Origin of the sequence: Streptomyces sp. NRRL B-24085, from assembly GCF_001282115.1 — a bacterium.
GTDB lineage: Bacteria > Actinomycetota > Actinomycetes > Streptomycetales > Streptomycetaceae > Streptomyces.
The window spans coordinates 1-11,643 of the sequence record NZ_LJBR01000466.1; the positions used below are offsets into that span (position 1 = coordinate 1).

Here is an 11,643-nt window from a genome sequence, read left to right on the forward strand (position 1 = left end):
AGGGGTGAACGCCGTACCACCTCCCCCGCCGCCGCGACCGCTCGACGGCCCCCCAGCGCTTCACCACTCCCGCCCCGCACGCCACCTGGAAGGACCCAAGTGAGCACCGTAGCCCGACGCGTCGCCCCCGCCCCCGTCCTCAAGAACACCACCATCCGCACCTTTCCGCAGGGCTTCACCTGGGGCACTGCGACCGCCGCGTACCAGATCGAGGGTGCCGCCTCCGCCGACGGACGCACTCCTTCGATCTGGGACACCTACTCGCACACACCCGGCCGGGTGCGCAACGGTGACACCGGTGACGTCGCCACCGACCACTACCACCGCTGGCGCGAGGACGTCGAGATCATGGCCGATCTCGGAGTGAGCGCCTACCGGTTCTCCCTGTCGTGGTCGCGCGTGCAGCCCACCGGCCGCGGCCCGGCCGTCGAGAAGGGGCTCGACTTCTATCGTGCCCTGACCGACGCACTGCTGGAGAAGGGCATCGAACCGGTCGTCACGCTGTACCACTGGGATCTGCCGCAGGAGTTGGAGGACGCCGGCGGCTGGCCGGAGCGCGCCACCTCCGACCGGTTCGCCGACTACGCAACCCTGGCGGCACGTGCTCTGGGAGACCGGGTGAAGACCTGGATCACCCTCAACGAACCCTGGTGCAGCGCCTTCCTCGGATACGGCTCGGGCGTCCACGCACCCGGGCGCACCGACCCGGTCGCCGCCCTGCGCGCGGCACACCACCTCAACCTCGCCCACGGCAAGGCCGTTCAGGCATTGCGCGCCGAACTGCCCGCCCGCGCCCAGGCGTCCATCACCCTCAACATCCATCACGTCCGCGCCTTGACCGAGACCGCCGAGGACCTGAACGCGGCCCGACGGATCGACGCACTGGCCAACCGCGTCTTCACCGGCCCGCTGCTGGAAGGCGAATACCCCCAGGACCTCCTCCAGGACACGGCGAGCCTGACCGACTGGTCCTTCGTACGGCACGGCGACACCGCCACCATCCACCAGCCGCTGGACTTCCTGGGCGTCAACTACTACACGCCGACGCTCGTCTCCGCCGCCACCGGCGAGGCCAGCCACGGCTCCGACGGCCACGGCGCGAGCGAGCACAGCCCCTGGCCGGGCGCCGACGACGTCGCCTTCCACCGGCCGCCGGGCAACACCACCGCGATGGGCTGGGCGGTCGACCCCAGCGGTCTGTACGACCTGCTGACCCGTCTCAAGGCGGACTTCCCCGCGATGCCCCTGGTGATCACCGAGAACGGAGCCGCGTTCGACGACTACGTGAACCCGGAGGGCGAGGTGTCCGACCCCGAGCGAATCGACTACCTCCACGGCCACCTGTCCGCCGTGCACCGGGCCATCCGGGCCGGCGTGGACGTCCGGGGCTACTTCCTGTGGTCCCTGCTGGACAACTTCGAGTGGGGTTACGGCTACAGCAAGCGTTTCGGTGCCGTCTACGTCGACTACCCGACCGGCAAGCGCATCCCCAAGGCCAGTGCGCGGTGGTACGCCGACGTGGTCCGCACCGGAACCCTGCCGGAGGGGAGCGGCGGACACCGATGAGCGCGGGGCGAAGGTAGGGCTGCCTGGGGTGCGCTCAATGCCTCGCCACCAGTCCAGGGGAACAACTTCGGAGAGCCCTCGCCCGCTGACGCCCCGCCGCCGGTCACGGCCGTAGTGGCGGGGTCAGCTCCTCTACGAACGGTGGTTGTGGCCTGATTTCGTCACCGGTGGGTCACAGGGTGGCGAGCGTGAGAACTGTCAGATGCCCGGCTCTGTCTGGTTCGACGGGAGACGGCGAGAAGCCGCGCTCCGGACAACTGGAAGTCGGGGGACAGCATGCGGTACGTGAACGGGATGCGCGGTTCGATGATGGCGGTCGTCATGACGTCGGCGGCGTTGGTGGTAGCGGGATGTCAGCCCGGCGGGGTTGGTGCGGGCGCCGGAAAAGGCCGCATCACCCCGTCCGGGGCCGCCGGTTCAACGGCCTCCTCCATGCCCGGCGTCTCGAAGCCCGGCACCGCCTCCGGCCCCTCGACGCCCTCGGCGTCCCAGTCCGCGCCCGCCGCCTCAGCACCCTCGGGGGGTTCGGCGGCGACTTGTGCCGCGGGCGCTCTGAAGGCGACCGCCCGTCAGGCCGCCGTGCGCCCGGTCGGTACGGGAACCGGGGCGGCCGTCGTCCAGTTCACCAACGTGTCCGGGCACACGTGCGTCCTCAAGGGGCACCCCACGGTGGCCGGCGCCGGAAACGGCTCCCCCGAGTTGAACGTGCCGCTCACCGTCAAGCCGACCGGAGCCGCAGCGTCAGTGAACGTGACTTCCGGTGGCAAGGCGTGGGTGAAGCTGACGTTCGTGCAGGTGCAGGGAGAGGGCGACGGGTACTGCGTGTCCGGTTCGGCGCCCGTGGTGTATCCCACGATGGTCGTCCGGCTGCCGGGATCCGGTGCCTACCAAGTGGTTCTGGACGACGGTCAGTTCGCCGAGTGCGACGACACCGTGACCGTCACCGCGGTATCGACGCTCAGGCCTTCCTGACCGATTCCAGGCACCGGGGACCAAGGGCGCGGCGACCTCGGGCGCGGTAACTGCGTTGTTCCGGCCGGCAGTTGGGATCAGTCGGTGTCAGTGGGGCCTGGCATGATCGCGGCCATGACTACTGCGATGGTGCGAGAGCTTGTACTGGGGGAGGCCGAGAAGCACGGCGTTCCCTGGCCTGTGGCGCAGGAGCTGCTCGCCGGCTCCCGGCCGTGCCTCCACCTGGTCCCCTTCCCGGACCTGACGCCCGCCCAGCAGCAACAGGCCCGTCCCGCCGCGCGCACCGGAGGCCTCCCCAGCCTGCCGGACGGCGTCGACTGGCCCGACGGGCGCGATCCTCTGGTACTCACCGTCAACTGTGCGGCGCTCCCTCGCGAAGCCCTGGACATCGAACTGCCGCCCAACGGGAGTCTGTTGTTCTTCATCTCGATCGAGTACGAGCCGGAGTCCTCGGTCGTCCTCCACGTTCCGGCCGACGCGTCGACCACACAACGCTCGGCGGCGTACGAGCTCGACGGGGAGCCGGAGCAGGTCAAGGTCTACGAGCCGGATGATCTGTACCCGGTGCCGGGACTGACCGTCTCACCCGATTGGCGCGACGCCCCGGCGACCAGTGCATTCCTCGACAGTGGCGCCGACCGGGACGACGTCCTGGACGATTTCGAGGACGCCGTGCGCAGAGCGGCAGCGGGCGGGGCCTCCTACGGAGTCGCCGTCCAGCTGGGCGGTTTCTCCAGCCCCTGGCAGTCACCACCGGACGAGGGCGACCTCGTCCTCCTTGCACAGATACACGGACAGTCGATCGACCTCGACGTCTACACCCAGACCCTCGTCGTCGGCACCCGCGAGGACCTCGCCGCGCGCCGGTACCAGGCCCTGGAGTTCGAGCAGCAGGTCTGAAGAACGGCATGTTCCGCTGCGTCGTCGAGCGCACGACGGGGTCATCGCTGTCAGGCCCAGCAGCGCGCACCCGACCGGGATCGTGGTGTGCCCTGCCAGCCGGACGAACCGGGAAGTCGCGCACCGACGGATGACCTTGTCGCCGGCCCCACTACCGCCTCGGTCCCGCGACGGCGTAGGCAGCGCTGCCGACGACCGTGAGGACCAGGGCCGTCCAGGTGCCCGTCGCCGTGCCGGACGGCAGCAGCATCCACATCGCCACCTCCATCGGAGCACTCGTAGGGGGTGGGGCGACGACGGAGAGGGAGAGCCAGGCGAACGGCAGCGTCCATGCGTACTGGCCGCCCGCGAGCGCCGCGCCCAGGGCGACCAGTCCCATCAGGCCCGCGCTGTCCCGGACGACGAACGCGGCGGTGGTCATGGACGCGCCCATGGTCTGCACGGTCAGCAGCGCCGCGGCGACGATCGCGCCGGCGAGCAGCACGTGCGCGGTTCTGCGGGGTATCCAGCGGATTGCGGCCGTCCGGTCCAGGGCGACATCCTGCCCGCCGAGCCCGGTCGAGAAGGCCATCGCTCCGGTGGCGAGGACGAGCACGGGCAGCCGTGGATCACCTGGGTCCGCGCTCTCGTCCCGGGCGAGTGCCCAGACCGCTGCCACGCCGATCACCAACGCGGCGAGCGAGGCGGGTACTTGACGCGAGCGTGCGTACAGCGTCAGCCATCTCACCGGGACGCACCGCCGGACAGCACCTCGAACGGGTCGCCCTCGCAGGAGAGCGCGGCCGCGCGCATCGCCTTGATCCGCGTGAGCTGCTCGGAGCGGGGAAGCGCGGTGAGCTTCCTCCACACCGGACGGGTCTCGGATTCGACCTCCCGGCGCATGTTGTCCGGCGTGCCGTCGAGCGGCTTGAGGTTTCCGAGGACCCAGCCCGCCGCGATGGTCTGCGCGTATTCGTCTCCCCCGAAGCCGCTCCAGCCGACAGGGGTGCACCCCGGCACCAAGCCCTTGGCTATCAGGGCCCGGGTGAGCTCCCTGCCCTTCGCGGCGGCGACGATGTCGTCGTCGAAGTCGAGGAGCACGGTCGCGCGGGACCACTGGGGCGTGGAGCCCTCCGGCAGTACGGCGGTGTTCTCCCGGACCGAGACCGGCGCCTGGTCACCCAGGGCACCGTGCAGCAGCCGCAGCGCCTCCTTGCCGGGTGACGCGAGGTCCGCGAGTCGTGCCTGTTGTGTCCTGCTCACGCACACCGGGCCCTCGCACACCAGCTGCGCCGCGGCCTCGTCGACGACGTACATCCGGCGCGGATCGGAGGGGAGGACGAGCAGGGCGATCGCCGCGCCCGCCAGGACGGGCGCCAATGCGGTCAGCCGGGCGCGCGGGGCCGCGGCGACAAGCAGCGCGAAGCCGGTGACGGCCATGCCGAGCAGCCAGATCGTCTGCCCGACGTGCACGGAGGCGGAGAGCGTGACGAACGCCTCGCGCACCTCTTCCACGGTGGGCGAAAGGAGCGAGACTCGGTTCGGCTCGGTGCTGGTGAACCCGTCCGCTGTCCTTGTCTGCGTCCGGCCCAGCGACATGTGCATGAGGGCTGTGAACACGAAGGCGCTCATGGCCAGCGCGGGCGGGGTGAGCGGGGACGGCAGAGCCCTGCCGGCTCCCATGCCGAGGACCGCCCCCGCCACGAGGAAGAGCGCCCCCACCGACGAGACCGGCAGCCACCCGACGTGCGTGTACTCGCTGTGGGCGAGCACCTGAACCCCACCCACGAGGACGAGGAACGCGAAGGCCGAGGTCAGCGTGATCGCCGTCGCGCCTGCCAGGACGGCCGCGCGGTGCCGGGCCGGGCGCGGCGTGCTCGTCAGCAGCTCGGACATCTTCGAGCGGTGATCGCGCAGTCCTTGCAGGGCCCCGAGCCCCACGGCGAGCGGCCACAGGTAGAACAGCAGGGAGCGGGTCCACAGGGCCAGTGGTGTCCACTGGGCCGTCCATGCCGTGGTGCCGTTCCACCAGGCGCCCTCCAGCAGGTACAGGAACGCCAGCGCCGGTACCAGGACCACGCCGCCGGCCCACGGGGCGACCGAACGCCTCAACTCGATACGCAGGACGCTGCCGTTCACCACGTGCCCCTTCCCTGCTCGGGGTTGAGCAGCAGGGCCGAGTAGCCGCGCTCCAGCGGGCTGTCCCCCACGTGTTCGGGTCCGCCCACCGAGGCCAGCTCGTCCGGAGGGCCCTGGAAGACCAGCCGGCCCTCGTTGAAGAGCACCACGTCGGTGCAGGCGGCGGCCACGTCCTCCACCAGATGAGTCGAGACGAGCACGCAGGTGTCCGTGCCCAACTCCTGCAGCAGCTCGCGAAAGCGCAGCCGCTGCGCCGGGTCCAGGCCGACCGTCGGCTCGTCGAGGAGCAGGATCGCCGGGTCGTTGACGATGGCCTGGGCGATGCCGACCCTGCGCACCATGCCGCCCGACAGGGCCTTCATCCTCTCGTCGGCGCGGTCCGCCAGCCCCACCCGCTCCACCGCGCGCTGCACCGCCGCGGGGATGTCCACTTTGGGCACCTCCTTCAGCCATGCCATGTACTCGACGAACTCGCGCACCGTGAAGCGCTTGTAGTAGCCGAACTCCTGCGGCAGATAGCCGATCCGGCGGCGTACCGCACGGTGCTCGCCCCTGCCGCCCACGGACTCGCCGAGCAGCTCCAGGCCGCCCTCGGTGGGGCGCAGTACGGTGGCCAGCGTCCGGATCAGGGTGGTCTTGCCCGCCCCGTTCGGGCCGAGGAGTCCGTGGACGCCGGTGCCCAGCGACAGGTCGAGGCCGTCGACGGCCATCCGTTTCCTGCCGACCCTGACCTTCAGCCCGGTGGCCTGGATCTGCCAGGCGTAGGGCGTCGGTGCGATGTCGGCCGCGCTCACGGCGGTCGTCATGTGGTGTTCCTTCCGCATGTTCTTTCCGATGGTCATCGATGAGCTCCCAGCACGGTGTACGCGCCTCTGCGGGCGATCACGACACCGGTACCGATCGCGAGGAGCAGCCCCCACGCGGGCAGACCGCCCGTCTCCAGCGTGAAGGCCGTACGGCTGGTGGCCAGGGTCGGCGCCACGACCAGGGCGGCCCAGACGGTGGCCAGCGCGACGGCTGCGCGCTTCACACCGACGACACCGCCGAGCGCCAGGGTCGTCGAGGTGAAGGCCAGACAGGGCAGCAGCCACTGGGCCACCATCACCCCCGTCGCCCAACCGCCCACCGCCAGCACGGGGACGACGACGGCCAGCACGGACGCGGTGCGTCGCAGCACCAGATAGAGCCCGGCCCTGGGCACCGAGGCCGTCAGTTCGTACGCCGGGTCCAGAGCGCGCGACCAGGACGCCGCCACGCCCAGCACCGGCAGGACCGGCGCGAACAACAGCACCCACGACACCTCGCCGGAGCCCGTGCCGGACAGATCGAGCAGCAGTGCCGCCAGTGTCACGCCCACGACCATGGCCAGCCACGGCACCATCGCCGGGGTCATCCACCTCGACAGCGGGGCCGACCAGTGCCGTCGGCGCGGCATCGTGGCAGTGACCGCCAGTCGGGGTTCCAGGCCCGACCACACCGTGTCGACCAGCGATGCCACGGCGGGCGCGATGGCAGCGACGGCGGCTGACAACCGGTCACGGCACACCCGGCACGTCTCCAGATGCGCCTCCACCGCCCACACCTCGTCGGCCAAGAGGCCCGCGCCGCCGCGCACGTATCCCTCGATGATCCGCTTCGAAGCGTGTTCGACACTCATGCCAGCGCCCTCCGCATCTCGATACGGGCCCGGCGGGCACGGGTCTTGACCGTGCCTTCGGGCAGCCCGAGCAGCACCGCGGTCTCCCGGACGGACAGCCCGTCGAGCACCATGGCCTGCAATACCTGTCTCAACTCCGGCGCCAGGCACCTCAGTGCGTCCCCGACGTCACCGTCGACGGTTCCCGCGAGCGCCAACTCCTCGGCGGCGGGTACCACTTCGGGCTCGGCCGCGGCGGGCGGCGGCTGCGCGTGGTGCGCTCTGCGCCTGAACGCGTCGACGAGGCGACGCGCCGCGATCGTCCACAGCCAACCGGTGGCCGTCCCCCCGACCGCGGCCCCGGCGAACGCGCCCGCCGCACGCCAGACCGCCAAGTAGGTCTCCTGCATGACCTCCGCGACGATCTGCTCGTCCCCGCACCGGCGGCGCAAGCGCACCGCCATCCACGGCGACGTACGCCGGTACAACTCCTCGAACGCGGCACGGTCGCCCTTCGCCACCAGCCGGACGAGACGCTCCTCGTCCACCTCGTGCAGCGGTGCTCTGACTGATCTCACACCTGCTAGACGCCCGGCCCTCGCGACGGGTTTTCCGTTTGCTGTGATCCACGCCACACAGAGAGCCGTGCCGTGGTGTGGTCCTGGCCGCTGGAGAGGAAGACGACGAATTCAGCACAACGCGTGGCGCGTCCTCACGCCGACGGCAGCGCGCCCATGACCTTCGCCGAAGTCGACCACGCCACCGTGGGGCTGAGCGCCTCGCCGACCAACGGCAACGGTGATCGTCCCGGGCGGATGGGCCGGAACCGCGCCTGACCGCGCTTGAAAACCGGGTGCGGGACCCGCGGCGGACTGACGACCTGCGGATCCGGCCTGAGGCCCATGCCCCCGGCGGAATCGGCCAGTTGTGCCTGTGGATCCCGCCGGTCGGCATCTCACCCGGCTTCGGCCAGGCCGGACGTCACGGGGTGCTGGTCATGGCCGCAGGCCCGTCACGCTGGTCCAACGCCCGGATGCCGCCCTACAGGTTCGCGGCCCACCTGATCACCGGACACTGGCGGCTGCTGACCGGATTCCCGAGGCTTCAGCCGCGGCGCCACTGCTCGATGCGCTTGTGCCAGGCCCGATCGTCCGTGGTCTCCAGGAAGCCTCGGTGGTTGATGAGCAGGTACACCTCGTCGGCCGATGCATGGGTGGTGTGGAGGATGAGGGGCCGGCCGGCGTTCAGCAGGCCGCCGAGGAAGCGGCCGTAGAGGTGTGTGAAGCGGATTTCCGCCGAGGTGATGTCCGCGCGGGTGAGGGTGAGTTCGCCCTTGCCGGACCAGCCGGTGAGGACGAGCAGGTCCGGGTGCAGGATGATCCGGCCGCGGCGCTGGAAGAGAGCCCTCTGGTTGATGCCCGCCGCGAACTTCGCCGCTGCCCGCTTCTCGCTCAACTCGTGGGCAGTGGCGCCGACGTAGTCGGCCTCGGCGAGCGGTGTGCCGATCTCGTTCACGGGATCCTCCGGAGGGTTCGGTCGTACGGTCCGCGGGGTGTATGAATCACGGGCGTCAGGAGTTGCGTGACCAGAAGGCACAGCGGTGTTCGGCCGCCGCGTCCACGCCGGCGAAGGCACTCCGGGACAGCCGCTGGGTGTGCGGGAAGGGCGGCCAGCCCTCACCGGGTGTGCCGGTTCTGGCGAACGTCGTCCACGCGGCGATCATGCGTCGGGAGAGCGCGGCCTGGCCGTCGTCGAGGCGGAGGTCCCCCATGCCGAACAGGTAGGGCAGCTCGGCGCTGTGGTAGGCGCCCAGCGGGAAGTCGGGGTGCAGGTCGGGTGCGGGGGGCCGGCGATCGGCGAACTCGTAGCTGTAGACCGGAACATGCCTGGCCAGCAGGGCGTCGGCGGCCAGGGTGGGGCACACCCAGCTGCGGTCGGTGCCGACCTTGGCCCAGGCCAGTGCGGGCGTGCCGCCGGGCGGGTACGCGCGGGCGATGCGGGCCGCTTGCCGCCGGCCGTAGGTTTCGGTGAGCAGTCGGCGGTAGTCCGCCGCCGTCATCGGCCCGTCCAGCGTGAACAGGGCGGCAAACAGCCGGTGTTCGTCACGGGTGTTGCCCTGTAGGACGGGCACGCGGTGGATGTCGCCGGCGGCGAGTGCGCGGGCCGGCGAGCGGGGCAGGACGCTCGTGCCGTAGGCGGGCTGGTGGAAGCGGCCATTGAGGGACAGCACGTCCTTCACGGGCTTGGCGCGCAGGCACTTCAGGCTGTGGCAGCCCAGAGCGTTGCGGCCCTTGGCGGCCAGTTCGTCCTGGGGGGCGAAGTAGGTTGCGGCGGGGTCGCCGGGTGCGAGCGTGTTCTTGGGCCAGTTCTGCAGGCAGGATCCGCTTTGGATGACCGCGCGGTGGAAGAGTCCGGCGGCCTTGGGCGAGGTGAGCTGGGCACACACGCTCGCGCCTCCGGAGGACTCGCCCATGAGTGTGACATTGCCGGGATCACCGCCGAACGCGGCAGCGTTGTCCCGGACCCAGCGCAGCGCCGCCTGCTGGTCCTGCAGGCCGAAAGCCCCCGAGTCGGGCAGGTCCGGATGGGCGAAGAAGCCCAGGGCGCCCAGGCGCGAGTTGACCGTCACGACCGTGACGTCCCCCTGCCGGGCCATCCGGGTGGCGTCGTACTGATCCCCGGAGCCCGAGCTGAAGGCCCCGCCGTGCAACCAGACCACGACCGGCCGCGGGGTCCCGCGGTCCGCTCCCCCGGCGGGCGTGGTGACGTTGAGGTACAGGCAGTCCTCCGCGGAGTCCGCCACCTCGGGCTGCGCACAGGCCGGTCCGGGCTCGGCAGCCACCCGCGTACCGCTCCAGGTGGGCGGCGCGGCCGGCGGCCGCCAGCGCAGCGGGCCGACCGGAGGCGCCGCGTAGGGGATGCCCTGATAGGTGGTGACACCGTCGACGGTCAACCCCTCCAGGCGGCCCTGGCGGATACGCACGGTGTACGACCGGGCTTCGGGATGCTGATCGTGGACGCGCTGGGGATGCGGGCGCTGTCCGGCCGTTCCAGGCGAGGTCTGCACCGCATCGGCCGGGCCAGTCTGCACCGCATCGGCCGCGCCCGTCATCGCCACGAGGAGAGCTGCACTCAGTGCGGCACCGGCAGTGGAGCGTCGCTTCGGCATGATCCCGTCCTCTCCCCCTTGCCGCGGCACCCTGCATGCGGCCCGGCATTTTTTGCAATACGTTCGTATTGCAAAAGCGACATTAGGCTGATCCGCCCAGGAAGGCAACCATGAGGAACGGAGGTGCCCGTCCACGTGCCGCGACAGGTAGACCACAAGGCCCGCCGGGACCAGATCGCCGAGGCGCTCCTCGACATCGTCGCCGACCATGGACTGGAAGCGATCTCCGTGCGGGCCGTGGCGGCGCAGGCGGGCGTCTCACCCGGACGCGTCCAGCACTACTTCGCCAACAAGGACGAACTGCTCGCCTACGCCATCGAGTACCAGGACTGGCTGGTCCAGCAGCGGTGGAACGAGCAGGCATGGCCCGAGGGCGAGCCCACCCCCCGCGAGGCGCTGCGCTGGGTGCTGCTGGAGACGATTCCCAGGGACGACCGGCGCCGCCGCGAGTGGCTCGTCGGTGTCGCGTACCTCATCCGCATGCTCGCCAACCCCAAACTGCGAGCCCTCTACGTCGACGGGCTGCCCCGCCTCTACCGGCTCCTCGCCGACCTCGTCCGCGCGGCCCAGGAAGCCGGCGACATCGCGCCTGACCGCGACCCCGATGTGGAAGCGGAACTCCTCTTCGGCCTCGCCGACTCGCAGGGACCGCCCGTCGTCCTTGGCCTGCGCACCCCCGAACAGGCCACTGCCGCCATCGACTACTACCTCGACCATCTGTTCCGGTGACGGCCGACGGTCAGGCATCCGGGAAGACCATGGCGAGTCTGCGCGCCACAAGCCGGCGGCAGCCGAAGAGTCTGTCAGCGACCGGCTTACGCTGCTCCGTCGAGGACCTGGCGCAGGCGATGCGCGAACTCGTCCGGCTTCCCCGCATAGCCGAATTCCCCGCCCATGAACCCGCCGTGATGGCTGGGGAACACGGTCACCTGCTGTCCGAGCAGTTCAGCGGTCGCCACGGTGGTGCGTCCGGTCAGCAGGTCTTCGGACTCCTCGCCCACAGCGATCACGACGCGGGTCGGCGCAGCGGCGATCGCGTCGGCATCCGGCCGATAGCTGCTGACCGCCCACGACCGGTCGGACAGCAGCGGATCGTGACGTGAACCGTCATCCTCCGTCGGCATCCCGAACGCGGCGGGGTCGGCCTCCGGCTGTGCGAAGTACGCGTCGGTGAACTCGCCCTTCCACGAGGTCATCGCCACGAACGCCGCCATCCCGGCACCCCATCCCCGCTTTTCGTAGGCCTCAGTGACGCCGGCCCGCGCCCGCACGGCCGCCGCTC

Annotated in this window: 12 protein-coding genes and 1 pseudogene; 5 read left to right on the top strand and 8 right to left on the bottom strand. The window is 70.9% G+C overall.

What is annotated here, in order from left to right; all coding sequences use genetic code 11:
* Positions 1–99 precede the first annotated feature (99 nt).
* The 3 genes from AOJ26_RS36740 to AOJ26_RS36750 all read left to right on the top strand — a co-directional run bounded on the left by AOJ26_RS36740 (position 100) and on the right by AOJ26_RS36750 (position 3,438).
* The gene (locus AOJ26_RS36740; RefSeq protein WP_053852690.1) at positions 100–1,566 is read left to right on the top strand and encodes a GH1 family beta-glucosidase; all 1,467 of its coding nucleotides are present in this window, start codon (positions 100–102) and stop codon (positions 1,564–1,566) included.
* Positions 1,567–1,998: 432 nt separating this feature from the next.
* Entirely contained in the window at positions 1,999–2,538 is a 540-nt protein-coding gene (locus AOJ26_RS36745) for a DUF4232 domain-containing protein (protein WP_086723784.1), read from the top strand.
* 114 nt (positions 2,539–2,652) lie between these two features.
* Positions 2,653–3,438, top strand: coding sequence for a DUF1963 domain-containing protein (locus tag AOJ26_RS36750; protein WP_234358763.1), 786 nt, complete (start codon positions 2,653–2,655; stop codon positions 3,436–3,438).
* Between the two features lie 151 nt (positions 3,439–3,589).
* Here AOJ26_RS36750 and AOJ26_RS36755 read toward each other — a convergent pair whose 3' ends face one another.
* From AOJ26_RS36755 to AOJ26_RS36775, 5 genes are read right to left on the bottom strand one after another with little or no spacing between them, the layout of a single operon-like run.
* A complete protein-coding gene (locus tag AOJ26_RS36755) occupies positions 3,590–4,165 on the bottom strand; it encodes a hypothetical protein (protein WP_053852692.1) in 576 nt (191 codons plus the stop codon).
* Positions 4,162–5,556, bottom strand: coding sequence for a hypothetical protein (locus AOJ26_RS36760; RefSeq protein ID WP_053852699.1), 1,395 nt, complete (start codon positions 5,554–5,556; stop codon positions 4,162–4,164). The genes AOJ26_RS36755 and AOJ26_RS36760 overlap by 4 nt, the downstream gene beginning before the upstream one ends.
* Positions 5,553–6,362: an ABC transporter ATP-binding protein gene (locus tag AOJ26_RS36765; protein WP_234358764.1), complete on the bottom strand. Its 810-nt coding sequence runs from the start codon at positions 6,360–6,362 to the stop codon at positions 5,553–5,555. Before AOJ26_RS36765 ends, AOJ26_RS36760 begins: the two co-directional genes overlap by 4 nt.
* Positions 6,363–6,394: 32 nt before the next feature.
* Complete coding sequence (locus AOJ26_RS36770) at positions 6,395–7,213, bottom strand: hypothetical protein (protein ID WP_053852694.1); 819 nt, start codon at positions 7,211–7,213, stop codon at positions 6,395–6,397.
* On the bottom strand, positions 7,210–7,770 hold the full coding sequence (locus AOJ26_RS36775; protein ID WP_053852695.1) for an RNA polymerase sigma factor: 561 nt from the start codon (positions 7,768–7,770) through the stop codon (positions 7,210–7,212). Before AOJ26_RS36775 ends, AOJ26_RS36770 begins: the two co-directional genes overlap by 4 nt.
* A gap of 123 nt (positions 7,771–7,893) precedes the next feature.
* On the opposite strand from AOJ26_RS36775, the gene AOJ26_RS44990 reads away from it, so the two are divergent.
* The gene (locus AOJ26_RS44990) at positions 7,894–8,028 is read left to right on the top strand and encodes a hypothetical protein (protein ID WP_256979439.1); all 135 of its coding nucleotides are present in this window, start codon (positions 7,894–7,896) and stop codon (positions 8,026–8,028) included.
* 268 nt (positions 8,029–8,296) lie between these two features.
* On the opposite strand, the gene AOJ26_RS36780 is transcribed toward AOJ26_RS44990, so the two are convergent.
* Together AOJ26_RS36780 and AOJ26_RS36785 are read right to left on the bottom strand one after the other, a co-directional pair.
* Positions 8,297–8,707: a hypothetical protein gene (locus tag AOJ26_RS36780; protein ID WP_107092867.1), complete on the bottom strand. Its 411-nt coding sequence runs from the start codon at positions 8,705–8,707 to the stop codon at positions 8,297–8,299.
* A 55-nt stretch (positions 8,708–8,762) separates the two neighbouring features.
* A complete protein-coding gene (locus AOJ26_RS36785) occupies positions 8,763–10,361 on the bottom strand; it encodes a carboxylesterase/lipase family protein (RefSeq protein ID WP_159044476.1) in 1,599 nt (532 codons plus the stop codon).
* A 135-nt stretch (positions 10,362–10,496) separates the two neighbouring features.
* Between AOJ26_RS36785 and AOJ26_RS36790 the strand changes: the two genes are divergently transcribed.
* Positions 10,497–11,090 carry a TetR/AcrR family transcriptional regulator gene (locus AOJ26_RS36790; RefSeq protein WP_063790378.1) on the top strand — a complete coding sequence of 198 codons (594 nt, stop codon included), beginning with the start codon at positions 10,497–10,499 and terminating at the stop codon, positions 11,088–11,090.
* A gap of 86 nt (positions 11,091–11,176) precedes the next feature.
* Here the strand turns inward: AOJ26_RS36790 and AOJ26_RS36795 are convergent.
* Positions 11,177–11,643, bottom strand: a pseudogene (locus AOJ26_RS36795) (alpha/beta hydrolase); the annotation flags it as partial.